Source organism: Shewanella glacialimarina (assembly GCF_020511155.1).
Lineage (GTDB): Bacteria > Pseudomonadota > Gammaproteobacteria > Enterobacterales > Shewanellaceae > Shewanella > Shewanella glacialimarina.
The window spans coordinates 2,029,976-2,055,444 of record NZ_CP041216.1 but is presented as its reverse complement, the minus strand read 5'-3'; the positions used below and the strand labels follow the sequence as shown (position 1 = coordinate 2,055,444).

The 25,469-nt window shown below is 41.0% G+C and carries 22 protein-coding genes; 8 read left to right on the top strand and 14 right to left on the bottom strand.

The features are described from left to right. Nucleotides 1–374: 374 nt before the first annotated feature. From FJ709_RS08880 to FJ709_RS08870, 3 genes are all read right to left on the bottom strand, one after another. On the bottom strand, nucleotides 375–1,262 hold the full coding sequence (locus tag FJ709_RS08880) for an SPFH domain-containing protein (RefSeq protein WP_226415573.1): 888 nt from the start codon (nucleotides 1,260–1,262) through the stop codon (nucleotides 375–377). 596 nt (nucleotides 1,263–1,858) lie between these two features. After that, nucleotides 1,859–2,107, bottom strand: a complete 249-nt coding sequence (locus tag FJ709_RS08875) for a sensor histidine kinase (protein ID WP_319002914.1) — start codon at nucleotides 2,105–2,107, stop codon at nucleotides 1,859–1,861. A gap of 276 nt (nucleotides 2,108–2,383) precedes the next feature. Next, on the bottom strand, nucleotides 2,384–4,180 hold the full coding sequence (locus FJ709_RS08870; protein WP_226415572.1) for an acyl-CoA dehydrogenase C-terminal domain-containing protein: 1,797 nt from the start codon (nucleotides 4,178–4,180) through the stop codon (nucleotides 2,384–2,386). A 619-nt stretch (nucleotides 4,181–4,799) separates the two neighbouring features. On the opposite strand from FJ709_RS08870, the gene FJ709_RS08865 reads away from it, so the two are divergent. The 8 genes from FJ709_RS08865 to FJ709_RS08830 all read left to right on the top strand — a co-directional run bounded on the left by FJ709_RS08865 (nucleotide 4,800) and on the right by FJ709_RS08830 (nucleotide 12,143). Next, nucleotides 4,800–7,250, top strand: coding sequence for a TonB-dependent receptor (locus tag FJ709_RS08865; protein ID WP_226415571.1), 2,451 nt, complete (start codon nucleotides 4,800–4,802; stop codon nucleotides 7,248–7,250). Between the two features lie 141 nt (nucleotides 7,251–7,391). Continuing rightward, a complete protein-coding gene (locus FJ709_RS08860) occupies nucleotides 7,392–8,054 on the top strand; it encodes a nitroreductase family protein (protein ID WP_226415570.1) in 663 nt (220 codons plus the stop codon). Nucleotides 8,055–8,133: 79 nt separating this feature from the next. Next, nucleotides 8,134–8,394: a hypothetical protein gene (locus FJ709_RS08855; RefSeq protein WP_226415569.1), complete on the top strand. Its 261-nt coding sequence runs from the start codon at nucleotides 8,134–8,136 to the stop codon at nucleotides 8,392–8,394. Continuing rightward, nucleotides 8,391–8,579, top strand: coding sequence for a hypothetical protein (locus FJ709_RS08850; protein WP_226415568.1), 189 nt, complete (start codon nucleotides 8,391–8,393; stop codon nucleotides 8,577–8,579). The genes FJ709_RS08855 and FJ709_RS08850 overlap by 4 nt, the downstream gene beginning before the upstream one ends. Nucleotides 8,580–8,665: 86 nt before the next feature. Next, the gene (locus tag FJ709_RS08845; protein ID WP_226415567.1) at nucleotides 8,666–9,577 is read left to right on the top strand and encodes a bile acid:sodium symporter family protein; all 912 of its coding nucleotides are present in this window, start codon (nucleotides 8,666–8,668) and stop codon (nucleotides 9,575–9,577) included. A gap of 135 nt (nucleotides 9,578–9,712) precedes the next feature. After that, nucleotides 9,713–10,405, top strand: coding sequence for a crotonase/enoyl-CoA hydratase family protein (locus FJ709_RS08840; protein ID WP_226415566.1), 693 nt, complete (start codon nucleotides 9,713–9,715; stop codon nucleotides 10,403–10,405). A 10-nt stretch (nucleotides 10,406–10,415) separates the two neighbouring features. After that, nucleotides 10,416–11,270, top strand: coding sequence for a crotonase/enoyl-CoA hydratase family protein (locus tag FJ709_RS08835; RefSeq protein WP_226415565.1), 855 nt, complete (start codon nucleotides 10,416–10,418; stop codon nucleotides 11,268–11,270). 87 nt (nucleotides 11,271–11,357) lie between these two features. Further along, nucleotides 11,358–12,143, top strand: coding sequence for an alpha/beta fold hydrolase (locus tag FJ709_RS08830; RefSeq protein ID WP_226415564.1), 786 nt, complete (start codon nucleotides 11,358–11,360; stop codon nucleotides 12,141–12,143). A 128-nt stretch (nucleotides 12,144–12,271) separates the two neighbouring features. Here the strand turns inward: FJ709_RS08830 and FJ709_RS08825 are convergent, their stop codons facing one another. From FJ709_RS08825 to FJ709_RS08775, 11 genes are all read right to left on the bottom strand, one after another. Then, nucleotides 12,272–13,057: an SGNH/GDSL hydrolase family protein gene (locus FJ709_RS08825; RefSeq protein ID WP_226415563.1), complete on the bottom strand. Its 786-nt coding sequence runs from the start codon at nucleotides 13,055–13,057 to the stop codon at nucleotides 12,272–12,274. Nucleotides 13,058–13,322: 265 nt separating this feature from the next. Then, nucleotides 13,323–14,495, bottom strand: coding sequence for a vWA domain-containing protein (locus tag FJ709_RS08820; protein ID WP_226415562.1), 1,173 nt, complete (start codon nucleotides 14,493–14,495; stop codon nucleotides 13,323–13,325). Nucleotides 14,496–14,502: 7 nt separating this feature from the next. Beyond that, nucleotides 14,503–15,336: an AAA family ATPase gene (locus FJ709_RS08815; RefSeq protein ID WP_226415561.1), complete on the bottom strand. Its 834-nt coding sequence runs from the start codon at nucleotides 15,334–15,336 to the stop codon at nucleotides 14,503–14,505. 122 nt (nucleotides 15,337–15,458) lie between these two features. Further along, nucleotides 15,459–17,588 carry a molybdopterin-dependent oxidoreductase gene (locus tag FJ709_RS08810; RefSeq protein WP_226415559.1) on the bottom strand — a complete coding sequence of 710 codons (2,130 nt, stop codon included), beginning with the start codon at nucleotides 17,586–17,588 and terminating at the stop codon, nucleotides 15,459–15,461. A 45-nt stretch (nucleotides 17,589–17,633) separates the two neighbouring features. Beyond that, complete coding sequence (locus FJ709_RS08805) at nucleotides 17,634–18,254, bottom strand: hypothetical protein (protein ID WP_226415557.1); 621 nt, start codon at nucleotides 18,252–18,254, stop codon at nucleotides 17,634–17,636. Nucleotides 18,255–18,337: 83 nt separating this feature from the next. After that, entirely contained in the window at nucleotides 18,338–19,336 is a 999-nt protein-coding gene (locus tag FJ709_RS08800; RefSeq protein WP_226415555.1) for an NADP-dependent oxidoreductase, read from the bottom strand. Nucleotides 19,337–19,402: 66 nt separating this feature from the next. Beyond that, entirely contained in the window at nucleotides 19,403–20,467 is a 1,065-nt protein-coding gene (locus FJ709_RS08795; RefSeq protein ID WP_226415553.1) for a patatin-like phospholipase family protein, read from the bottom strand. Between the two features lie 177 nt (nucleotides 20,468–20,644). Then, nucleotides 20,645–22,309 carry an AMP-binding protein gene (locus tag FJ709_RS08790; RefSeq protein WP_226415552.1) on the bottom strand — a complete coding sequence of 555 codons (1,665 nt, stop codon included), beginning with the start codon at nucleotides 22,307–22,309 and terminating at the stop codon, nucleotides 20,645–20,647. Between the two features lie 217 nt (nucleotides 22,310–22,526). Further along, entirely contained in the window at nucleotides 22,527–23,708 is a 1,182-nt protein-coding gene (locus tag FJ709_RS08785) for an acetyl-CoA C-acyltransferase (RefSeq protein WP_226415550.1), read from the bottom strand. Nucleotides 23,709–23,737: 29 nt separating this feature from the next. Continuing rightward, nucleotides 23,738–24,670, bottom strand: coding sequence for an SDR family NAD(P)-dependent oxidoreductase (locus FJ709_RS08780; protein WP_226415548.1), 933 nt, complete (start codon nucleotides 24,668–24,670; stop codon nucleotides 23,738–23,740). 84 nt (nucleotides 24,671–24,754) lie between these two features. Beyond that, complete coding sequence (locus FJ709_RS08775) at nucleotides 24,755–25,216, bottom strand: MaoC family dehydratase (RefSeq protein ID WP_226415546.1); 462 nt, start codon at nucleotides 25,214–25,216, stop codon at nucleotides 24,755–24,757. Between the last annotated feature and the right edge of the window lie 253 nt (nucleotides 25,217–25,469).

Here is a 25,469-nt window from a genome sequence, read left to right as displayed (position 1 = left end):
AAAACTAAACCTCATAAAATATGGTTTTTGCTCATATTAACTGTAATTGGCTTGCATTAAATGTGATTAGTGATTGGCTTTAATAGACTTAACACTATCGCCAAAGCAAAGTTATCTTTGATTACATTTACCCTCATGAATACTCACAAGAAAGTTATTAAGGAATAAAAATATTATTAAATGTTTTTTGTGTTTTGGATAGTTGGACTGGGTTTTACTCTTTCAAAGGGATACTTTGAGGCTTTGTCATTCAGAATAATAATCTAGCATTCTATCACGATTGGTTGGCAAACGGTAAAGTGATATGCAATCTTAAATCAAATAAAGTGTGGACAAATTAGTCGCTAAAATGCCCAACACTTTATCCCAAATTATTACTTGGCTTTTACTGCATCAATAAACGGTAATGTGCCCATTGGCAACATTGTTGTTGGCAATTTACCATCCCAGCGTTCAGCTTTGGTCAATTCAACTAAGTTTTGGTTTTGAGCTAATGCTTCAGCACGGCTCTTAATTGCTGTCGCTTCTGCAATACCTTTAATACGAATACTTTCTGCTTCGGCTTTCGCACGAGCCAATTGTGAGTCAGCCTCTGCTTGCGCCTGTGTCACAGCAATTTGAGCACTTACACGCTCTTTTTCCAAATTTTGTAGCTGAGTTTGTACTTCAACTTCGGCGCGCATTCTGTCTTCAACTGATTTTTCGTAAGCATTAGAAAAGTCGATATTTTCAATCTGAACTGAGGTGATTTCTACCGGCCCCTTGATTGACTTTTTAATGGCTTCAGTGACATCAATACCGAACTTAATACGCTCTTGCACCACAGAAATGGCAGTGTATTTACCGAAAATATTTTCGACTTGCGTTGGTACTTGGCGATCTAGCAGGCGGGCAACCAAGGAATCAATACCTTTAAAGTTAGCGTATACAGCTTCAACCTGATCAGGGGGGATACTGAATGTCACTGAAGCGCGCAGAGTTGCTGGCTGCTGATCACGGCTGTAAGCCTGCAAAGCTTGATAGCTTGTGGTGTGAGTCTGAGTAGATATTTTTACCACACTGTCTATCATCGGCATCTTAAAACCTAACCCAGGCTCTGCAGTGCCTATAATTTTACCATTACGTAATATGACTCCGCGCTCTCCTTGATCTATCGTATACCAACTACCGAATAAGGCTGTTAAAGCCGTTATTAGCACTACGAGGGGGATCACTTTAGCAGCACTTAATATTGAGGAAAGTTTTACTTCGTTATTTATCATTTGGCATCCTTTGCGTTTATTTTAAATATTAGTTGATATAGAAGAGGGTAAGCTTAACAGCTTGAAAGAAATAGGTTATCTATCCCTGTAGCAGTAAGCAATAAAAAATAGCCGAAGCTTATCCTTATTATCAATATATCCTTGTTTAGCAAACGTATATTACCTAAACAACAAGGCTTTATCTTTGGATGGCGCCTTTTTGTTAGAATGTAGCGAAGTGATAGGAATTTAATTTGCGCATAGCTTAGATTTTTAATCCCGCCTCTTGATAAAAGTCAGTGCGGTAAAGCGGCCTTGAGCACTATACAAGTCTCAGTAAGGGTACTAGTTAAATAAAATGAATCACTTCAGTGGTCAAACAATTATTTTTACTCCGGGTTGCTGCAAAATAGGGCTGTATTTTCCATAAGGTGCTATGAAATCACTTCGCAAAGCGCCTTGTTTTAGGCCGCTACGTCTGCGGCCAATATACCTCAATGATGGATCTTAGCGACCATTGAGCTATGGCTTAACTCTCAATATTGCCAACAATTTTCATGAGTATTATCTTTAAACCTCACAATTGATTTTCACCATCAGGGCTGAAATTAACTCTATTATGCTTCGGGCAGAATGATTTCGAATCCGGCTCTGGCGCCAGTACCTGTGTTGGCCACCTTGATCTCCCCACCCATCTCACTGACTATACCGTAGGACACCGACAGACCCAATCCAGCTCCATTACCCACCTCCTTGGTGGTGAAAAAAGGATCAAATATATTATCGAGTATCGCCTCGGGAATGCCCTTACCATTGTCTTCAAACAATACCCCGACTGGCACCGAATCAACAATTCTCTGAATCATGCGCTGATAGGCCGTATTGGTAAATACACTATGGGGTCATGGGCAGCAAAATCCCGCCAAACTCAGGTTGAAGAGTTAGAAATCGGCGGTGTCGGTAATCCGTGAGTGCCGAGAAACAGCAACACACTCTGTTCGGCTAACAATACGAATTTACCTCGCTGCTTGAGAGAATTTTAAGTGCTCGTAAATGTATTCGCTGTTGGCATATGGCGCAATGGTGGCTTCTTTGGCGCCGGATGTAGGACACACGGCGCCGTTATCAGCGTTTACACTTTATTAAAAAGAAAAATCATCGCTGCTTAGTGACATCATTGAGTCGACACCATTTTGAATGCATGCTGCATGGCCTTTTGCTTTTGGTAACATACGTTGCATATAAAACTGAGCAGTTTTGATTTTAGCTTCATAGAATGCCGTTTCACTTGTATCTGTAGCCAGTTTATCTTGAGCGACTTTTGCCATTTTTGCCCAGAAAAACGCTAAGGTTACATAGCCTGCATACATGAGGTAATCAACTGAAGCACCACCGATTTCATCAGGATTCTTCATCGCTTTAGCACCAATCAAAGCAGTAAGTTCATGCCACTCTTTTGCATAAACCATAATCGGTTTAATAAACTCAGCCATCAAAGGGTTGTCCATGTTTTGTTGACAGAATGCGGTCACATCTTTAGAAAATGGTTTTAGCACTTCGCCTTGGCTGCCAATAATTTTACGTGCAAGTAAATCTAAGGCTTGAATACCAGTAGTACCTTCATATATACAACTGATTTTGGTATCACGCATTAACTGTTCCATGCCCCACTCTTTGATAAAGCCATGGCCACCAAGCACCTGAACGCCAAGGCTGGTGCATTCAAAACCAAGTTCAGTCATAAAGGCTTTTGCTATTGGGGTTAATAATGCCAATTTTGTTTCAGCATCCGCTTTGATTGCCTCATCTGTTTCAGCATGACCGATATCAACTAACTGAGCCAAATATGAAATTAATGCACGGCCACCTTCGGCAATAGACTTTTGAGTTAACAACATCCTACGTACATCTGGATGAACAATAATCGGATCCGCCGGGCCATTAGGATTCTTAACCCCGCTGATAGACCGCATCTGTAATCGTTCTTTGGCGTAAGCTAATGCACCTTGGAAAGAAGCTTCCGCAGCGGCAACACCTTCACTAGCAACACCGATACGGGCAGCATTCATAAAGGTAAACATGCATTTAAGGCCACGGTTAGGTTCACCAATTAAATGACCTGTGGCGCTATCAAAGTTAATCACACAAGTTGCGTTACCATTAATGCCCATTTTGTGTTCTATTGAGCCACAATTCACGCCATTTCTATCTGAAATGGTGCCGTCAACATTGACATTAAATTTAGGCACAATGAATAAAGATATCCCTTTGTTGCCTTCTGGCGCGCCAGGAATACGGGCTATAACAATATGAACTATGTTGTCTGACAGATCGTGTTCACCCGCTGAAATAAAGATTTTAGTGCCAGTTAACGAATAGCTACCGTCATCTTGAAGTTCAGCCTTGGTGCGCAACATTCCTAAATCTGTGCCACAGTGCGGCTCTGTTAAGCACATGGTGCCCGTCCACTTACCTTCAACAAGTTTGGGCATAAACTGTTGCTTTTGTGATTCTGTGCCGTGGGCTTCAATGGTGGCTAATGCACCATGACTTAATCCTGGGTACATGGCAAAACTATGGTTGGCACTGGAAAATAGCTCAGCGATACTAATATTTAGCGAATGTGGTAAACCTTGACCACCAAATTCTTCAGATTGAGATAATGTCGGCCAACCACCTTCTACATATTGGGCATATGCCTCTTTAAAGCCATCAGGTGTTGTTACAGCACCGTCTTTCCATGTACAACCCTGTTGATCGCCAATTTGATTTAATGGTGCAACAACCTCTTCTGTTAGTTTTGCAGCTTCAATGATAATTGCATCAACCATATCAAGACTGGCATCTTGGTAACCCAAATGTTGATAGTGGGTCTCACATTCTAGTAGCTCTTGCATAACAAATTTAACATCACGAATAGGGGCTTTGTATTGCGGCATTGTGGCTCTCCAAAATTTTCTAAGAGTTAAAAGGTTAACTGTCTATTTGTTGTATTTGTTCAAACACACAATATTTACTAGCTACAATGCTATTTGAACTGCAAGTATTATTCAAATTCATAATAATTATAGGTATACATTCGTTTGAATCATACACTCGTTTTAATGGTCATTTATGAAGCATTACTAACGCGATGCTGATGCTGATGCTGATACTGATACTGATACTGATACTTACTTTTACATTAGCCAAGCCTAATGCGAAAAAGGTAATTAAAGAAATGTGGTGATGACGCTAAAAGATCAATTATTACTGCATTATTCTTTATATGAATAGTTGCTTATGAAAACAATTGATTGGTTTAATTTTAAAACACCCCCTAGCATGATTTGGCGGTTAATTGTTCACTATAAGTGGTCGTTTTTATTTTCAGGACAGATTTTCAAGATAGAAAATTAAATACTGATGATCCCCCTTGCTGTTATTGAATCACGCTGATTTTACAAAACTGTAAATTTACAGGTTAAACATAATAATGCTTAACCATCATAAATTTTTTGTAAACCAATGTATTGGCACGCTTATTTTATAACAATTAGTATTTATCTGGGGAAATAAATGAATAATAATAACTCAAAAATATTTAAACATTCTTTACTCGCATTTGCCGTTATGGGCGTGCTTGGTTCAACTGCCTACGCTGAAGAAGAAAAATCAACTAACGAAAAATATGAAGGCAGTATTGAAAGAATCGTTGTCACCGCGTCTAAACGCGCAAAAGGATTACAGGAATCTCCTGTGGCTATCACTGTGGTGAGTAGCAAATCGATAGAACAAGCCAAAGTAATGGATATCACTGATTTACAAACTCTTGTACCTACTTTACGTGTGACACCACTACAACGTTCTACTAACACTAACTTTGCTATACGTGGTTTTGGTAATGGCACCAACAATACTGGTATTGAACCTTCCGTAGGTGTATTTATCGACGGTGTGTATCGCTCCCGCGCGGCATCTCAGATAGGTGATTTACCAAGACTGCAACAAATAGAAGTATTAAGTGGTCCACAAAGTACCTTGTTCGGTAAAAATGCTTCCGCAGGGGTTATCAGCGTCACGACTAGAGAGCCTTCATATGATCAAGAAGGTAAGATTGAAGTCGGGGTTGGAAATTATAATCAACAAGAGATAAAAGGTTATTACACCAATGGCATAACCGATAATTTAGCATTTAGTGTTTCTGGTGGATTGAACAAACGAGATGGTTACACCGAAAGTGTTGTGGGATTAGATAACATCAATGACCGTGACCGATGGAATGTTCGTGGTCAAGGGTTATATCAACCAACCGAAGACATTAAGCTGCGTTTAATTGCTGACTATAGCCAAATTGAAGAAGCATGTTGTACTGTGGAAAATTCAATTAATGGCCCAACTACTACTGCTGTGCGTGCATTAGGTGGTATGGACCTTGATGAAACAGGTTCATTTGCCTATCAATCTACGCTTAATTCGAATCCTGATAACACCGTAAAAGATGGTGGGGTTTCGTTACAGCTAGATGTTGATTTTGATGGTTATTCATTTACATCAATCAGCGCACTTCGTACCAATGATTCCGATTTTATGAATGATGTCGACTATACCTCTTTAGATATTTTAAATGAAGGTGGTTATACCGATATTAAAACCATTACCCAAGAGTTTCGTTTAACGTCTACCGGTGAGCGCGATTTAGAATGGATGTTTGGCGCCTATGTTTTCAATGAGGAAGTCACCACAGGTGATACTTTGTATTATGGAAATGATATTAGAAATTACTTCGATGTACTGATGGCCGCAGGTGGTGCTCCGGGTTTATTAAGTGGTGTAGAAGGTGTTTATGGTCTTGATTCCGGTTCCTTTTTCTCAAATGAGGCATTCGTAAACTCAGAATTTGATCAACAAAATGATGCTTACTCATTATTTGCCAGTTTTGATTATCATATCACTGACGATTTTACCGCGATTTTTGGTGTGAGTTATACCAAGGATCACAAAGAAATCACCATTTCACAAAACCATACTGATGTGCTTTCTGCCCTTGATTTAGACACAGTACCCACATTATATGGCGTGCCTATTGGTAGCATTCCACAGCTTGCCCCAGCAGTACCTGTTATCAAGAGCTTGCAGTTTTTACCGCCAATGCTGGAGTTGTCTAATGCGGTAGAAAACAATGAATCAGATGATAGCAAAACAACCTGGTCACTTCGCTTAGCCTACGAAATGAATGACAACGTCAATATATTCGCTACGGCAGCTACAGGTTTTAAAGCAACTTCATGGAATTTATCACGCTATTCAAGCCCTTTCGTATCGGACCAATCAGCAATAGAAACCGCAGGATTAGCAATGCCAAATCAGGTTTATGGTGGACGCTATGCCTCACCTGAAGAAGCTATGGTGTATGAAATTGGTATTAAAACCCAATTTGAAAATGGATCATTTAGCGCAACTTTGTTTGATCAAACTATTGAAGGATTTCAATCATCTATCTTCATTGGTACCGGTTATGTACTGGCCAATGCGGGTCAACAAAGTACCCAAGGTCTTGAGTTTGATTCTAACTATAACTTAACTGAAGACTGGTCATTCACCTTAGCGGGAACCTTCCTTGACCCTGTTTATGATTCATTTGAAGGAGCGTCTGGTTTAAACGGCCCTGTTGATTTATCTGGCGAGAAACCGGCTGGTATTCATGAAGTGAGTATTACTGCCGGTCTTGTTTATAACTTTGAAGTGTTTACCAATGCCGATGGCTATGTTCGTACCGATTATCTTTACGAAAGTGATGTCAAATTAGCCGAAAACACCCCGGAATCATTAACGCGTGAAGTGAATAGCTTCAATGCGAGTGCAGGATTAGCATTTGATAATGGTGTCAGTTTACAGCTTTGGGTACGTAACTTAACTAACGATGAGTATCTATTGTCGGCATTCCCACCACCAATACAAGCGGGCAGCTTTAATGGTTATCCAAATCAACCACGTACATTTGGAGCCAATATTTCGTACCAGTTTTAATTAACCCAACAGTTTGTAGTGCCGGAAATGGTGAATTGCTGTCACTACAGACTTTTTATTAACAATAACAATTTCATAAATGACTTATATCACCGGCAACGATATAAAATCACTATCAATAAAATAATAAGAGTGTCCTATATGTCTATTGAATCAATATTGAAAAACCGTTATTCAGCACGCGCCTTTCTCGATAAACAGGTTGCCAAGGAAACCTTAGATTTAATTTTTGCACATGCACAGCTCTCTCCTTCGAATTGTAATGTGCAGCCATGGCAAGCCTGTGTTGTCTCAGGTAAGACAAAAGACACATTGAAGCAAAAATTTATGGAAACACTTATGAGCGGTGCCTCGCCAAATCCTGACTTTAATTGGCTCCCGCAATATCAAGGTATTCATCGTGATCGACAATTTGGTTCCGCAAATGCTTTATATAGCTCAATAGGTGTAACGCGAGAAGATAAAAAGGCCCGTCAAATGGCGATGGTGCGTAACTGGCAATTTTTCGACGCCCCTCACGCAGTATTTTTCACTATGGATAAATACTTAGACATTATGGGCGCTGTTGATTTAGGCATTTACGCTCAAACGCTTTCTTTGATTATGGCAGATCACGGCATATCAAATTGCATGCAAGGTGCGTTAGGACAATTCCCCGATCCTGTTAGAGAAATATTAAACCTACCTGCCGAACGCGGTATTTTATTTGGGATGTCTTTTGGCTACGCCGATGAATCAGCAGCAATTAATAATACCCGCACCGACCGTGAATCGATTGAAAATGCTGTAGCATTTTTTGATTAACGCCCTCTAATTCAAAGTCCTGTGTAATCTTAAGATAAAGTCTCTTAAGGATAGACAGGCAAGCTCAATGAGATTGAATATGAAGCTAGAGCATAAAAATATTTTAGTGGATAACGTCAATATTCATTACGTTGAATCAGGACAATCTACTTACGTCACTAATGCCATAAATGCAAAAGATATATCTACTGCAACAGTCATCACCGCGGGCAAACCGACGATGATATTTTTGCATGAATTTCCTGAATATTGGCAAACGTGGTCAGCTCAACTGATTTTTTCTTTGCGCCAACACAATTGGAAAAATGCAGCCTTGAATGGAGTGTTGGTGAAACCATGAAACCAATGAAGCAATCGTTACTCCGCTATATCGACTTTTGCAGATCCATTATCACCATTTCCAACACCCATGATCTTGAGCACGTTAATGACATTTACCAACAGGTTTTAGCCGGAACGGATGATGCATCTATTGGACAAATCATATCGTTATTTAAAGATACACACCACTCAAGTATGCAATAGGCAAATCCATAATCAACGAGCTTGTGTTTAAAAAATAAAAATGGACGTTTTCGTCCCAATAAAGGTCATATCTGAATGAGGTTATTATGGAAGATATTGAATTAGTGACATTTGTTAATTCGCAAGTTATCCCAGTGTGCATCTTTTTAATTATGATGGGCATGGGCCTATCTTTAGTGACAGACGACTTTAAACGCGTGCTTAAATACCCTAAAGCAGTGGCAATTGGATTAACTAACCAGCTACTTTTGTTGCCTATTATTGGCTTTGCATTAGCCAATATCATGCCATTAGAACCAGAATACGCAGTAGGAGTCATGTTGCTGGTACTTTGTCCAGGTGGCACAACATCCAATATGTTTTCTCATTTAGCGAAAGGTGATGTAGCACTGTCGGTCACCATGACGGCGGTAGCCAGTTTAATCACCGTGTTTACTATTCCCGTGGTGCTTAATTACTCATTAATTCACTTCATGGGGCAAGGCAATGAATTTCAGTTACCAATACTGACAACCATGTTCAGCTTAATGAAGCTGACCATGGTGCCTATTTTGCTTGGCATGTTGATCAGACAATATGCCCCAAAAATTGCTGAAAGTACTCAAGTCCATGTATCACGCTTTGGCATATTGTTTTTGACGTTGTTAATTATATTTTTAACCTATGTTCAGCAAGATATTGTTATCCCTGCACTTATCGCCGCCGGACCGGTATCGATTATTCTTAATATTTCAACAATGTTATTGGGATATTACTCAAGTAAATGGTTTGGATTAAATCTGGCGCAACGCACATCAATTACTATTGAAGTTGGTTTACAAAACAGTACTTTATCTATGTTTATGGCGTTAACATTGCTGGCTAACTACAAAATGTCTTTCACGCCTGCAATTTACACCCTCACAATGCTCTTTACCGCAGGGATTCTAGCGGGTATGTTAAATTCCAAGTATTTTAAATCGAAAAATAATGGCGAAGCTTTAGCTGATAAAGCATAGTCGCAATCCAATCGTTAATCACCATTAGCCAAGTCGTGATTGACGATTGAGTAAATACTGTTACTTAACTAGTCATTAGAACGCTTTATTAGCACTCTTCGTTAGAACTCTTAATTAGAATAAGAAAGGTAAACAATGGAACTGATCACCGTAGTAATCGAAAATAATGTGCATGTTATTACCCTTAACAATGGCAAAGTTAACGCAATATCGCCTGAAGTCATCGCCCAAATCAACAGTGCATTAGACCATGCAGAGCAACAAAATGCGGTGGTAATAATAACTGGCCAACCAGGTATTTTATCTGGCGGTTACGATCTTAAAACCATGAAGCAAAGCGCTGAAGCGGCAATTGCTTTGGTCACTGCAGGCTCAACATTAGCCCGCAGAATGCTGTCATTCCCAACACCTATTATCGGTGCATGTTCTGGCCATGCCATCGCCAAAGGAGCATTTTTACTACTCAGCTGCGACTACCGTATTGGCAGCGCAGGTCCGTTTAAAATTGGCCTTAACGAAGTGGCTATTGGCATGACTATGCATCAGGCGGGTATTGAAATTGCTCGTAATCGCATTCCGCAAAATTACCTATCACGCGCAGTGATAAACGCAGAGTTGTTTGCACCAGAACAGGCGGTACTGGCTGGGTTTCTGGACCAGGTGGTTGAACCTGATCAACTAATGAACACCGCTCATGCCGTGGCTAATCACATGCAAACGTTAAATATGGCTGCGCATTGGGGCACCAAATTAAAAGAACGTCAATCCATTCTTGCGTTACTGGATGCTGCAATCGAACAAGATAAGCAAATTACATTGAATTTATAAGGATATAAATATGATATTGCAAAACACCTACCAAACACTCACTGTCGATATTAGCCATAAAGTGGCCCATATCGTCCTAAACAGACCAGAAGCGTTGAATTCAATGAACGTCGATTTTTGGCATGAATTCCCAAGTGTTATTGATGATATTAATAACCAATCAGCAGCTCGGGCGATTGTTATTTCATCAACGGGTAAACACTTTAGTGCCGGTATGGATTTGGCCGTTTTCAGCGCCAATGGCACAAATGACAATATCGAATTAGGCCGTAAACACGACCAACTACGTCGATTGGTACTAAAGCTACAAGACTGTTTTAGCGTGTTAGAAACGGCTCGGATGCCGGTATTAGTGGCGATTCAAGGCGGCTGTATTGGCGGCGCGGTTGATATGGTTACCGCCGCCGATTGCCGCTACTGCACTCAAGATGCTTTTTTCAGTATTGAAGAAACTAAACTCGGCATGACCGCTGATGTGGGTACCTTACAGCGTTTACCTAAGCTAATCTCAATCGGTTTAGTCAAAGAGCTTGCTTATACGGGCCGCAGAATGCTGGCAGAAGAAGCTAAACGAGCCGGTTTGGTCAATCAAGTGTATGACGACCAAGAAACGATGATAACCGCAGTATTAGCTATAGCAGCCGAGATTGCCGCCCGCTCGCCTTTAGCCGTTACAGGTTGTAAAGAGATGATTAACTATGCCCGCGATCATAGTGTCCAAGACAGCTTACAATATATGTCTGTATGGCAAAGCGGCATGTTCCAACCCCAAAACGACATGATGGAAATCTTCAAAGCCAAAGCACAAAACCGTGCTCCTGAATTTGAAGAGTTAACTCCAATCGATCCTTTAAAAATATTCTAAGCATTGGGTTTTGAGCGCTATTTGAGAGATAACGTTAGTTGAATGAATTAAATTAATCGCAAACAGTGTTTACCCTTTAGAGATACTATGACAAAACCACTGATAAACCTAGTTCATGCTAATGGCTTTCCAGCGGGAAGCTATAAAACATTGTTAGCAGAATTTAACCGCGATTATCGCACTGTGGCTCATGATCAGTTTGGACACAATATCATGTATCCGATACACAGTAACTGGCAACACCTAGTCACTGAACTGGTTGAATTTATTAAGAAACAGGATGAAAAAGTTATTTGTGTTGGCCATTCTTTTGGCGGAGTTATTTCATTTATTGCGGCTTGCCAGCATCCTGAATTGTTTCGTGGCTTAGTGATGTTAGATCCACCGGTTGTTACCGGCGCATTGTCTCATTTACTGAGCTTTATCAAACGCACACCGTATATTGATAAGCTGTCTCCAGCTGGTAAAGCCAAAAACCGCCAAAATCACTGGCCAGAAACAACGAATTTGGTTGATTATTTTTCACATAAGTCATTATTCAAAAACTTCGACTCTCGTTGCTTGCAAGACTATGTACATTCTGGCGCAGTTTCACGTAACAAGCGTTTAGAATTAACCTTCTCACCGGCTGTCGAAGCGGATATCTTTAGGCACTTACCGACTAACTTAGTGACATATAAAAACAAACTCAAGGTGCCCGCAACACTGATTTATGGTGAGAAAACGACCATCTTCCCGATTAAGCATTTTGTTCGTTTTGCCAAACTTAACCACATCGAATTAATGATGCTATCTAACGGCGGTCACATGTTCCCACTAGAGCTGCCAGAGAATACCGCGGCGATGATCAAAAATGTCATTCAGGATTGGTAAGCGTAGGCTATTGATAATGCTAGGCTATTGATAAGATTCGATTATAGATAGAACTCTTGATAAGAATCAATGTCGATAATCTTGTTATTGAACTTCATGGTGACTGTCGTATAAGTTTGGCTCAGCAATTAAGTCTTTAATCTATCTAACTGGATCTGCTCTACAACCAATTTAGCCCATGCAGTATACATTTGTGCGCCGGGGTGAAAACCGTCTGCGGCCATCATTTGGCGCATAAATTCCAGCATAGTGATATCTTGCAGGGGCTTATCTAAGGGTAAATTAATCATCTTAAACTGAGTTTGACTGTCTGCTTGTTGATCAAACTCCAGCAACAGTTGCTGCATATTTTGATTAAATTGATTTGCGCGTTGCCCCAAACTCCAGCGAAGAGGATTGGGTAACGCTGGGAATAGTCCAAGCGGTGGTACGGCAGTCACCAGTACCAATTTTGGCTTATATCGCTGCGTGATGTGTGTGAATAACTCATTTTGTTGCTCTAGCCACTTCACACAGCTCAGTGCGGAAGTTATATCATTAACCCCAAGTGAAGTAATAATGACATCAAAATGCTCTTTGCCGAGAATGGGATGTAAGGTGGCAGTGTGTTCATTTAACGATGCAAGGGTGCTGGCTGTTGTTGCACCGGTCTTGGCAAATAAGCCGTAATTAATATTAAAACGGGGACGTAAATGAGGGATTACCTGGCCTAACAATGCCTGATCTTGGTTTTCTACTCCAACACCAGCGGCGGCTGAATCACCTAAAATCAGCACACTCAGCTGAGGATCAGGGCCCGTTTGCCCCAAGCGCTCACCCACTGGCTCTGCTAATTTTGGGGTTGTGCGGCGAACGTTAAGCCCTTGCATCAGTAATACAGGGGTTAACAGGATAGTAATTCCCTTATGTAGCATTGCTATTCCTTTCAGTGCTGAGCCGCCACTGATACTGGAGTAAAAACTAAATCACTCAATTTACTAATAAAATTGTTTATAATATAACGTTTAGCGGAGGTTTTATTCTAACCAACAGCGCTATTTTTTGATTGAATTTTAGCCATCATCGATAAAATGTGAAGCGACTCAGGAAACAAAATTAGTCAGCATCTTTTAGATTGATCACATGTGCGTTATCGCTGAACCAACACAGTCGACATAACATCAAACATTCGGTTCACTGTTAGCTAATATCTTTAATCGCCCGGCCAATACCATCAACAGTGAGTGGGTACATTTTATTGCCAACAAGCTGCTGGATAATGGCAATAGAATGATGGATCTGCCAGTGATTTTCAGGTTGCGGATTTAACCATGCGACCTTATTGAAATGGCCTAACAATCGATTCATGTATTCGATACCTGGTTTTTCATTCCAGTGTTCAACACTGCCACCTTTAGCGATAATCTCATAAGGCCCCATGGTGGCATCACCGACAAAAATCACTTTATAGTCAGATGAAAATGTTCTGATAATTTCTTCAAGATCGATGGTTTTATCAAAGCGCCGGCTGTTGTCTTGCCAAAGTTGCTCGTAAACACAGTTATGAAAATAGAAAAACTTTAAGTGTTTAAATTCGCTGTGGGCAGCGGAGAATAGCTCTTCGCAAGTATGGATATAATCATCCATAGAGCCACCAATATCAAAAAACATCAGCACTTTAACGGCATTATGGCGTTCTGGCTCCATATGCACATCTAACATGCCACCATTTTTGGCGGTTGAGCTAATCGTAGTATTGATGTCGAGCTTTTCACTGGCGCCGGTACGAGCAAACTTTCTTAGCTTTTTAAGGGCTAACTTGATATTACGGGTACCTAATTCGCGATCTTGGTCGAAATTCTTAAACTCGCGCTTGTCCCATACTTTCACGGCACTGTTATTACGATTTTTCTCTTGGCCGACTCTGATCCCTTCGGGATGATAACCATAAGCCCCAAAGGGTGATGTACCACCCGTACCGACCCATTTATTACCACCTGCATGACGCTTTTTTTGTTCTTCCAGACGCTCTTTCAACGCCTTCATTAATGCTTCAAGGCCACCAAGTGATTTGAGTTGATTCTTTTCTTCTTGGCTAAGGTGTTTTTCGAATTCTTTTCTGAGCCAATCTTCCGGCAAGATATTATCGAAAATATCAATACTTTCTATGCCTTTAAAGTACTCAGCAAAAGCTTTGTCATATCTGTCGTAGTGTATCTCATCTTTAACCATGACGATTTTGGCAAGGTTATAAAAATCTTCTACGTTGGCAAAAATCAGCCCTTTTTTGAGCAAGGCAATAAGATCTAATAGCTCGCGTAAGCTACATGGCACCTTGTGTTTTTTTAGGGTAAGAAAAAAATCAACAAACACTGTTAGATCACCTGTTTCTGCGACTCATAAAGGCCAATTTTTCAATCAGTGAAACGTCTTGCTCATTTTTTAACAACGCGCCAAACAAGGGAATAATATCTGATTTATTATCGAGTAAGATATCTTGCGAAATGTCATATGAGATCAGTAGCTTAAGCCAATCAATTAATTCTGATGTTGACGGTTTTTTGTTAATGCCATTGACCTCACGTAAATCAAAAAACACCTCTAGTGCTTGTGTTAATAACGCTTGCTTAACATCAGGATGATGTACATCGATAATTTTTTCCATTTCAGCTTTAGTAGGAAACTTAATGTAATGGAAAAAACAGCGCCTTAAAAACGCATCAGGTAACTCTTTTTCATTATTTGAGGTGATGATAATGATGGGGCGTTGTTTAGCCTTAATCACTTGCTGAGTTTCGTAGACATAGAACTCCATTTTATCGAGTTCTTGCAGTAAATCATTTGGAAACTCAATATCGGCTTTATCGATTTCATCAATCAACAATATCGGTCTTTGCTGTTCTTCAAACGCCTGCCACAACTTACCTTTTACGATATAGTTGCCAATATCATGCACGCGGACATCACCTAACTGACTGTCGCGTAAGCGCGATACGGCATCGTATTCGTAAAGCCCTTGTTGCGCTTTAGTGGTCGATTTGATGTGCCATTGGTACAGCTTACAATTAAGTGATTTAGCTAACTCTTCGGCTAACTGGGTTTTACCGGTTCCAGGCTCGCCTTTGATTAATAATGGCTTCTCTAATAAAATGGCCGCATTTACCGCCATCGTTAGGTCGCTGGATGCAATATAATTCGGTGTACTTTTAAACATGCTCTACCTTTTCATTGATTTCGTTTGGCGCGAATAACATTTACCAGTAGCAAAATATTAATTGATATCGGTTTTTATTGATTGTAACAAAAGCCCGCTGGCTTAGTTAGGACACTTTGTACTTAGCGACTATCTTTTAACACTAGAGTGATAGCAACTGGCGTACCATTAAATGCTGCATTCCCAGTGAGCATATCAACTCGACTGGCATCTGTTAAATCATTAATGCTCACGCCCGGCTGAGTGGCTGCAACCGACATGTTCGTGCCCTGCTGATTATGTCCCCAGCCTTGGGGTATAGTCACCACACCAGGTTGAATATCATCGGTGAGGACCACTTCAATATCAATTTGGCCCACAGCCGAACTGACTTTCACTAGCTGGCCTTGTTCAATACCCAGCCGGCATGCATCTTGTGGATTCATTTCTAAAGTACAAGGATTTTTACCTTTTATGAGCCGTGCTGAATTTTGGGTCCAGGTATTATGGCTTTTAACGAGTCGACGCCCAATTAACTCAAATGGATAAGCAAGATCGCGCGAAACTTGTGTCATTACAGATTTCAATCGGGGCAAATCATCACTAAATACTTGCGGAAACAGATCGATTTTGCCGTTTGCGGTTTTAATTCGTTCTGCTAAACACGGCATTAATGGGCCGATATCGATACCGTGAGGGTTATCGATTAACCTTTGTAAACTCATGCCTTGATCGCCATAGGGGCCTTGTTTGAGTTCCATATCCAAAATGATTTCAGGAGTGATTTTTTGCATTGGATCGTCTGCTGCAATATTAAGCATTCGCGTAGAAATTTCTTTGAGTATTTGCCAGTCGCTACGTTGATCGACTTGTTTTTCAAACAATGGCGCTGAGTATTTAACTGTGTTTCTAACCGAGAATGAGTTAAAGAAAATATCAAAGTGTGAATTCTCAACGCCCGTGGTGCCCGGTAAAATAATGTCGGCATATTTAGTGGTTTCATTGAGGTAAATATCGACCGAAACCATATAATCTAAGCCTGCGAAGGCTTGGGCTAATTGATGACCACTGGGGGCAGACAATACCGGATTTCCAGCAACGGTTATTAAGCTTTTAATCTGCCCTTCTCCCGGTGTTTGTATTTCTTCTGCCAAGGATGCAACCGGAAATTCACCATTAAAAAATGGTAGTTTACGTACTCGGGTTTGATGCTGGCCAAAGGAACTTTTATGGCCTACTTGATGGTTACGCAGTAAATCAAAAGCCGGTTGTGGGAACATGGCACCACCGGCGCGGTCAAAATTGCCTGTGATTATATTGAGTACATTGGTAAGCCATAAACATAAGCCACCAAATGTTTGTGTAGATGCTCCCATGCGGCTGTAACACACAGCTGAATCTGCTAGCAACATATCATCGGCTAGCGTGCAAATGGTACTGGCATCAATGCCGACTATGCTTGCAACCACATCGGGTGAATAGGTTTTGGCAAGTTTAGCAACATCATCAAGCCCCTCTATTAAGTGTTCTAAATGACCTAAATTAACCTTGTTACGCTCAAACACACAATGGATCAAGGCGAGCAGTAATAAGGCATCTTTTTCTGGGCGAATAAACAAATGTTGGTCGGCAATTTTAGCGGTACGGGTTCTGCGAGGGTCAACCACCACAATTTTTCCGCCACGCTGTTGAATAGCCTTCATACGGCCAATAACATTGGGCGCTGTCATCATACTGCCATTGGATACCACAGGATTAGCCCCTATGATCAACATAAAGTCAGTTCTATCGATGTCGGGGACCGGGATTAACATGCCAGCGCCGAACATGAAATTAGCCGCGACATGATGAGGCAATTGGTCAGCAGAGGCTGAACTAAAACGATTTATTGTGCCAAGTGACTTCAAAAAAGGCTTGAGGAATAGCGCATTACCCAAACTATGGGCATTGGGATTGCCGAGATAAACTGCTAACGAATTTTTCCCATATTGCTGTTGAATGCTCTTAAATTTAGCGACTACCTCGCTAAAGGCGTCATCCCAGCTAATAGCTTGCCAACCAGAAGCCGTTCGTTTTATCGGCGTTTTCAAGCGATCTTTATCAGTATAAAAATCTTCTAAAGCAAGTGATTTAGGGCAATTATAACCTTGGCTAAAGGGATCAAGTTGGTCACCTTTAATCGATATGATTTGTTTGTCTTGATAAACAATTTCCAAGCCACACATGGCTTCACAAATATTGCAATTTCTATAATGGGTATTTATATCGCTCATATATATCGCCTGACTTGGATGGGTGAACACAAGGTTATTTAAAGATTAAAATAAATCTTCAAACCATTTCTTGGCACTGCCAAGCACAACCATAGAGTTAAGTTTAAACAAGGCAAATGTATCGCCATCTTGCAGTTCTGGTTCACCACAACGCGGGTCCGAACGCTGCAATGCACCTGTCATACTGTGATCTATCGGGATAGGCTCGCAACCATGATCTGATTCACAAACAAAATCCCACTTTTCACGTGCAGGTAAATGGCAAGTAAAACAGTTACCGCCAAAACGGTTATTCACATCAGTGAATCCTCGTTTAACGATAGTTGAGCCTTGTTCGTCGACTTCTAATTCAAAAAACTCCCAGTCACCAGTGGCAGGAAAAGTGCCAGCTTCCCGTTTAACCATCACTTCAGTGGGTACTAACTGCACCACAGATCCTTCAGGATAGACGGCTCCTTCAGGATTATTAGCAACGGCTAAAGTACCTTGTGTATTACCAAGGAGATTATCGACATAAAAATGGCGAACAGGTGTCATATCTCTGATGCAATTAAAGCTATTTTCATCAATATTACTGGCTATGTTTGCAGCGTTAATTGAAAATGCTGAAGCCGTTAATAGTGTAAAACTGATAGTAATAACATTGCGTTTATTACGCTTGTTCATAGTAAATCCCTTTGACAGCATGGTGGTAATGGCTTCCGCCACCATACATGTTGAGTGGCCGTGAAATTGATTGAAGGATGATTTTATAATTTAACGATTAGCTTGCCTTTGTTTTGACCAGTGAAAAACAAGTTTAAGCCAGTGATGGCTGACTCAAGTCCGATTAATACATGAGCGCGATGTTTAATCTGCCCTTTCATGACATAAGGTGTTAATTTTTCGAGTAACGCAGGTACATCACCAAAATGATCTGGCATAGTAAAACCTTGGATAATCAGCCGTTTTTTAATTATCTGCACCCAGCTTGGACCTAAATCTGGTACCGCTTTGGGATAATCAGCAATCATGCCACACACCACAATACGCCCATGTGCATTCATTTTGGCAAACACGTGATGCTGGATAGGACCACCAGTGTTTTCAAAATATACATCAACGCCATCAGGGGTTAATTCAGCCAGCTTTGCGGCTAAATCATCGGTTTTGTAATTAATCGCACCATCGAAACCTAGCTCATTAATAATCCAATCCGCTTTTTCATCACTGCCGACTATACCAATGACTCTTAAGCCATCAGCTTTAGCCAGTTGACCCACTATCGACCCTACAGAACCCGCTGCACCAGACACTACGATGGTTTCACCTTTTTGTGGTTTTCCTACGTTGAAAAGTCCTTGTGTAGCCGTTAATCCTGGTAAAGCAAATACCGATAAAATAGCTTCATCAGGTAATGGCGCAGTCACTTTATGTAAACCTGCACCATTACTTAGAAAATATTCTTGCCAACCCATCATCCCCATCACTCGGTCGCCAACCGTAAAGTCAGGATGATGACTTTCGACAACTTCACCTATGCCAGAACTGCGCATAACCTCGCCCAAGGTGACAGGAGGTATATAACTTTCGGTATCTGGGCTCATCCAGCCAAACATGGCCGGATCAAGTGACATATGATGTTGCTTAACTAAAAACTGCCCTTGTGCCACTGCTGGCATTGGCTTTTCGACAATTTCAAATAATTCTGGGCCAATTGGGCCACCTTGAGGTCGGGCGACTAAGTTAATGGCGGTATAGGTGCTCATATTTGATTCCCTTTATATGTGAGTGAATATCAATAATCGATATCTAAAAATGATGGATTAACCTTGTCACAGGATGAGTTGCTTGATGCTTTTGATACTGTTGATATTTTGCGTTTGATAAAAGTGTTTAAAGTGCTGAGTAAGTTTTTCACTTTCAACAAAAACCTGCTGCCAATATTGGATCCGTTGAGCAGGTTTCATTTCGATAAAGTCTTTGCGATCAGGGATTTTATGATAAGGCAATGAATCAATAAATTCTGCTGATGGACACAATAATACCGTGTTGTCGTAATGATCTAGCCTAACTTTTCTAGATAAGTTTTTGTCAAACCAACCTGCTTTTAAGGTGGAACTAAAATGAGGATAAAGAGTTAGACCTTCATTTTTAATCTTAAAATCAAAATGATAATCAATAATGCCACCATCACGATACATGCCAGGAGGACAATCTGCAATATTCTTTATGCCTTGCATCACCATAGGAATTGAGCCAGATGCCAACAATGCCGTTTTGATATTTTGTAGGCTAAATGGCACTGAAGTGGTGGGGATATGGTCAGGATCAAAAATGGATAAATCACTTTGATGATGCTGAAAAATGTAACGCTCATACTGGCTTTTGAGTAATGGCCGACTTAACGCGTTTCTCATTAAGCTACTGAGTAACCCGACACCTTGTTTTAGTTTGTTTTCAGACGCCACCAATCCATGACATTTAGCCACAATAAAATGGGCTTTAAAAACACTATTATTAATGATTTCAGTTGCGCCCGTATCGCCGAATAACTCATCAAGTAACGCTACCGCTTTAGCGGTAATTTCGGCGGCTTGAGGTTTAGTGTCATCTGAATACACAGTTTCACTGTAATGTTTAGCTAATCGCTCTATTGCTGCGACGGGATCACTTTGCGCAAAACATGCGGCGCGAAATGCTCCAGCACTTGAACCAATGACATTTAACGGCTGTTGTCTGCCATTAAAAAATTCACCAAAGATATACTTGTCTAATCCCAGTAAAGTAAACCATTTAGGCCTACCACTTGCACCAAGAAAAGAGCTAAATAACGCTGGAGAAAATCCATCTTGATGGATTTTTGTTAAGGCCGTTTCACCGGCATAAATTTCTAACATAACATTCTTATGGTTAACCTGTCGGCAATCAATGCCGACAGTGATTTTAGTGACTAATACTAAGTGACCAATTATTGATGAATATAACTTCGCACTAATGCTGGATTAAAATACTTAGCGCTTGATGAAAGCTATAAGCTTAACGCTATAGCCACGAGAGATCCGTTTCAACCAAGCTTATGCCCTGTTACGAAGGTCTTTACGTAACACTTTACCGACGTTACTTTTCGGTAATTCATTCATAAATTCAATTACCTTAGGGCGCTTATAGTTGGTCAGCATTTTATGACAATGATCAAACACATCTTGCTCGGTAAGGTTGGGATCTTTGCGCACTATGTACACTTTAACTCGCTCGCCGGTAATATCACATGAGGTCCCTACTGCAGCGGCTTCAAGTATGCCATCATGCATTACTAGTACTTCTTCAATCTCATTTGGAAACACATTGAAGCCAGAGACAATGATCATGTCTTTTTTACGATCAACAATTTTAAAGAAACCATTTTCATCCATGGTGGCAATATCACCGGTGGCTAACCAGCCATCAATGAGCACCTCATCAGTCGCTTTTTGACGATTGTAGTAACCTTTCATCACTTGAGGGCCTTTAACCCACATTTCCCCTGGCTCACCTAATGCCACTTCTTCACCATCTGCCCCAACCAAGCGAATATCTGTTGATGATGCAGGCAAACCAATCGATCCATTATAACTTTTTTGATTATAAGGGCTCATAGTCACTAAAGGCGCACATTCAGTTAACCCGTAGCCTTCTAACAGACGACTTTTAGTGACTTTTTCCCAATGTTCAGCCACAGGACGTTGCACTGACATGCCGCCGCCAAAGCCCATTTTTAAAGCGCTGAAATCAAGCTTGTCAAACCCAGGGGTATGTAACAAACCGTTAAAAAGCGTGTTGACGCCAGTAATAATGGTAAAGCGATATTTAGCTAACTCTTTAACAAATCCCGCCATGTCACGTGGATTGGTAATTAATAGATTGGTGCCACCAAATGGTAAAAAGGCTAAGCAATTAGAGGTCAACGCATAAATATGATAAAGCGGTAATGCGGTGACAATGATCTCTTTACCCACTTCAAAGATATTTTTAGTCACAGCATTTGATTGTTCTAGATTAGCAACCATGTTGCGATGAGTCAGCATAGCGCCTTTTGATGGGCCTGTAGTGCCGCCGGTATATTGTAAAAATGCCAAATCAGAACCAATAACCTCAACAGGTATAAAGTTAAGTTTACTGCCTTTGGACATCGCATCATTAAATTTAACTGCAGTAGGTAAATCAAACGCAGGAACCATTTTTTTCACATGTTTAATCACGCCGTTAACCAATGCGCCTTTTATGGGCCCTAATCGATCACCAACGCCAGTAGTGACCACATGCTTAATATCGGTTTTATCGATCACGGCTTGCAATACATGGGCGAAATTTTCGAGGATAAGGATCCCTTTAGCACCCGAGTCTTTTAATTGATGTTCTAATTCGCGGGCGGTATACAAAGGATTAACGTTTACAATAGTAAGTCCAGCAATCAGCGCACCAAATAGCGCGATAGGATATTGCAGTGTATTGGGGATCATGATGGCAAATTTGTCACCTTTGACTAACCGCAAATCTTGCTGTAGATAGGCAGCAAAGTCAGTCGCTTGCTTTGCCAGTTGCTGATAAGTAATACTGACATCCATATTCACAAATGCAGTATTATCGGCATATAACGTGGTATATTTTAAAAATAAATCTGCCAAAGAATTATATTTATCAGGATCGATTTCAAACTCAACCCCGGGCGGATAACTCTTTTCAAGCCAAATCTTTTCCATAATATTGTCCCCAAAATGTAATGTTATTAGCAGCTGCAAAGTCCATTTCAAATATGCAACAGAACCTAATACCCGAGCCGCTATCTATGTTTATTATTATTTTGCATCATGTCATTAGCGTCATTAAACTGGACACTTACCTTAAATCTACACACCAATCTTAAATTTAAACTTAACGAACCATTAACAAGGGGTTGTTGGTCTTTTAAGAGTAATGTTATAACAGTTCAAATAACCCAGCCGCGCCTTGACCACCGCCAATACACATACTGACAACCACATATTTAATACCGCGGCGTTTACCTTCAATTAAGGCGTGCATCACCATACGTGTGCCACTCATACCATAAGGATGACCGATTGATATTGCGCCGCCGTCGACATTTAAACGATCGGCGGGAATACCGAGCTGTTCAGCACAATAAATGACCTGAACGGCAAACGCTTCATTGATCTCCCATAAACCAATGTCGTCTATGCTAAGGCCATTTCGCTCAAGCAGTTTAGGAATTGCATAAATAGGACCTATGCCCATTTCATCTGGCTCACATCCGCTCACCACCATGCCTCGATACGCGCCTAATGGCGTCAAACCTCGTTGCTCGGCTAGTTTACGTTCCATCACCACAACGGCTGCAGCACCGTCTGATAGTTGTGATGCATTGCCACCGGTAATCGATCCATTTTCTTTAACCGCTTTTAAGCCAGCTAGACTTTTTAAATTTGTCGATGGGCGATTGCCTTCATCTTGAGTTAAGGTCACTTGTTGTTTACTGATTTCACCGCTGACTTTATCCATTATCAGCATAGTGCAACTGACCGGGACTATTTCAGCATCAAATCGGCCTTTTGACTGTGCTATTGCGGTGCGTTGCTGAGATGATAATGCATAGGCATCTTGTGCCTCACGTGAAATATTATATCGCTTAGCCACCACTTCAGCCGTATCGAGCATCGGCATATAAATCGCTGGACGATAGGCTTTTACGTTAGGATCTACCGCGCGATGCATGTTCATCTTATCGTTTTGTACCAAGCTGATAGAGTCACAACCTCCGGCAACCACAACTTGGGCACCATCACAAACAATATGATTGGCGGCTATTGCAATAGACATGAGTCCTGATGAACATTGGCGATCAACCGTCATGCCCGGCACCGACACCGGTAATTGCGCTGCCATGGCCACTTGACGACCAAAGTTCATGCCTTGGTTACCTTGGGTTAAGGCGGCGCCAAAAATACAGTCTTCAATTTCATTAGGATCGATTCCAGCTCTTTCTACCGCGGCATTAACCGCAATAGCGGCTAAAGTGGGTGCAGATAAATCGTTAAAGGCGCCGCGATAAGCTTTACCAATTGGTGTTCTGGCGGCTGAAACAATGACGGCTTCTCTCATGACAAATCCTTTTTTAATGATGTGTGCTGCTAATCAATTAACCCTAGAGCCTGAGATTTCATAAACGCCATGGCTTTCATCACAAACTTCTCACCTTGTTGCGAACCCGACACTAAGGCTTTTTGATTGTGTTGATCGGTGAGTTGATCCCAGTGTTCACGCACAGTTTCAGGGCTTTGTTTCGCGGTAGGAATAAAGCAGCCATCAGTTTCAAAGATACTCGCGCTTGAATAACCACCTGCGCCAGCACATAAAATGAATCGATTAGGCGCGTCATCGTCACACAAAGTCAGCATGCCTGCGGTGACCGCTTCTGATGCAAAAGCTTTAACGATTTCTTCAGGCATTAAATCTTCGGTCATACGTGTGCCAGCCGTTGGTGCCAGCGCATTGATATGGATATTATTTTTCGCACCTTCCAGCACCAAGGTATTCATTAGGCCAATCAGCGCCATTTTAGCCGCGCCATAATTGGCTTGACCAAAGTTACCGTACATACCACTCGATGACGTCGTCATCACGATACGACCGTAATTTTGCTGCTTCATGATGTCCCATACGGCTTTAGTGCAGTTAACCGAGCCCATCACATGCACGTCCATAACCAGTTTAAAGTCATCTAAGGTCATCTTTGAAAACGACTTATCACGTAAAATACCGGCATTGTTAATTAAAATATCGATACGACCCCATTTATCCATGGTTTGTTGCACCATGTCTTGTACTTGATCAAAATGGGCAACGTTAGCGCCATGGCTAATCGCCTCACCGCCCATTGCTTCAATTAACTGCACTACTTCTTGTGACGCTGCAGAAGATGCACCGCTGCCATCACGTGCGCCGCCTAAATCATTAACAACGACTTTGGCGCCGCGTCTGGCTAATTCCAACGCATGTGAACGGCCTAATCCATTACCGGCCCCAGTAACAATAGCCACTTTTCCTGCAAAACTGATAGTCATGTTATTACCTTAACTGTTTATTTTTATTTGTTATTATTTTTTCTGTGCCAGCATGATGAATTAACGATCATCACTTAACCAATATTAGTTAACCATTTGTACTGATATCCACTCAGCAACTAATGCCGGTGTATCAACGTCTTCAATTTCAATGGTCACTTCGGTCGATAAGCGAAATTGCCCCGGCTTTTTTTCTTCAATAGAAAGGATTTTCGCATGTGCCCTAATGCGGCTATTGACGGTAACGGGTTGCAAAAATCTGACTTTATCGAAACCGGCATTGAGTCCCATATAGAAGCCATCAATAAGCAGGCTAAATTCTTCAGCAAAATGAGACAACATAGATAACGATAAAAAACCGTGGGCAATGGTGGCGCCAAAAGGAGTGGATTTCGCTTTTTCTTCATCGACGTGAATAAATTGATGGTCGAGAGTGCAATCGGCAAATTGATTAATTTGATCCTGAGTGATTTGGTGCCAGTCTGTAGCGGCTGCTTGGTAGCCAATATAGTTGGCAATATCATTACGATTAATTTTTGTCGGCATTATTCCCTTTCCTCTGATACTTTCGCGGTACTATCCATGAATGAAATTTAAGCGATATCTCATGCTAGTTGCGCTAGGTAAATTAAACAAATGAATAGTTTTGATACTAAGTTATTCACAATATGAATAGCTTGGCGTTTGGTAGGCTGCTAACAGAAACAAATATCTTGATAGCGTTAAAAACAAAAAAACATTACTGCATTTGGCGGTAATGTTTTGATTAAAATAGATTTTATAACGCTTACCTAAAACT

Excerpts from the sequence above, each read along its gene's own strand:
- FJ709_RS08880 (WP_226415573.1), bottom strand. The coding sequence starts at position 1,262 with ATGATAAATAACGAAGTAAAACTTTCCTCAATATTAAGTGCTGCTAAA.
- FJ709_RS08875 (WP_319002914.1), bottom strand. The coding sequence starts at position 2,107 with ATGATTCAGAGAATTGTTGATTCGGTGCCAGTCGGGGTATTGTTTGAA.
- FJ709_RS08870 (WP_226415572.1), bottom strand. The coding sequence starts at position 4,180 with ATGCCGCAATACAAAGCCCCTATTCGTGATGTTAAATTTGTTATGCAA.
- FJ709_RS08865 (WP_226415571.1), top strand. The coding sequence starts at position 4,800 with ATGAATAATAATAACTCAAAAATATTTAAACATTCTTTACTCGCATTT.
- FJ709_RS08860 (WP_226415570.1), top strand. The coding sequence starts at position 7,392 with ATGTCTATTGAATCAATATTGAAAAACCGTTATTCAGCACGCGCCTTT.
- FJ709_RS08855 (WP_226415569.1), top strand. The coding sequence starts at position 8,134 with ATGAAGCTAGAGCATAAAAATATTTTAGTGGATAACGTCAATATTCAT.
- FJ709_RS08850 (WP_226415568.1), top strand. The coding sequence starts at position 8,391 with ATGAAACCAATGAAGCAATCGTTACTCCGCTATATCGACTTTTGCAGA.
- FJ709_RS08845 (WP_226415567.1), top strand. The coding sequence starts at position 8,666 with ATGGAAGATATTGAATTAGTGACATTTGTTAATTCGCAAGTTATCCCA.
- FJ709_RS08840 (WP_226415566.1), top strand. The coding sequence starts at position 9,713 with ATGGAACTGATCACCGTAGTAATCGAAAATAATGTGCATGTTATTACC.
- FJ709_RS08835 (WP_226415565.1), top strand. The coding sequence starts at position 10,416 with ATGATATTGCAAAACACCTACCAAACACTCACTGTCGATATTAGCCAT.
- FJ709_RS08830 (WP_226415564.1), top strand. The coding sequence starts at position 11,358 with ATGACAAAACCACTGATAAACCTAGTTCATGCTAATGGCTTTCCAGCG.
- FJ709_RS08825 (WP_226415563.1), bottom strand. The coding sequence starts at position 13,057 with ATGCTACATAAGGGAATTACTATCCTGTTAACCCCTGTATTACTGATG.
- FJ709_RS08815 (WP_226415561.1), bottom strand. The coding sequence starts at position 15,336 with ATGTTTAAAAGTACACCGAATTATATTGCATCCAGCGACCTAACGATG.
- FJ709_RS08810 (WP_226415559.1), bottom strand. The coding sequence starts at position 17,588 with ATGAGCGATATAAATACCCATTATAGAAATTGCAATATTTGTGAAGCC.
- FJ709_RS08805 (WP_226415557.1), bottom strand. The coding sequence starts at position 18,254 with ATGAACAAGCGTAATAAACGCAATGTTATTACTATCAGTTTTACACTA.
- FJ709_RS08800 (WP_226415555.1), bottom strand. The coding sequence starts at position 19,336 with ATGAGCACCTATACCGCCATTAACTTAGTCGCCCGACCTCAAGGTGGC.
- FJ709_RS08795 (WP_226415553.1), bottom strand. The coding sequence starts at position 20,467 with ATGTTAGAAATTTATGCCGGTGAAACGGCCTTAACAAAAATCCATCAA.
- FJ709_RS08790 (WP_226415552.1), bottom strand. The coding sequence starts at position 22,309 with ATGGAAAAGATTTGGCTTGAAAAGAGTTATCCGCCCGGGGTTGAGTTT.
- FJ709_RS08785 (WP_226415550.1), bottom strand. The coding sequence starts at position 23,708 with ATGAGAGAAGCCGTCATTGTTTCAGCCGCCAGAACACCAATTGGTAAA.
- FJ709_RS08780 (WP_226415548.1), bottom strand. The coding sequence starts at position 24,670 with ATGACTATCAGTTTTGCAGGAAAAGTGGCTATTGTTACTGGGGCCGGT.
- FJ709_RS08775 (WP_226415546.1), bottom strand. The coding sequence starts at position 25,216 with ATGCCGACAAAAATTAATCGTAATGATATTGCCAACTATATTGGCTAC.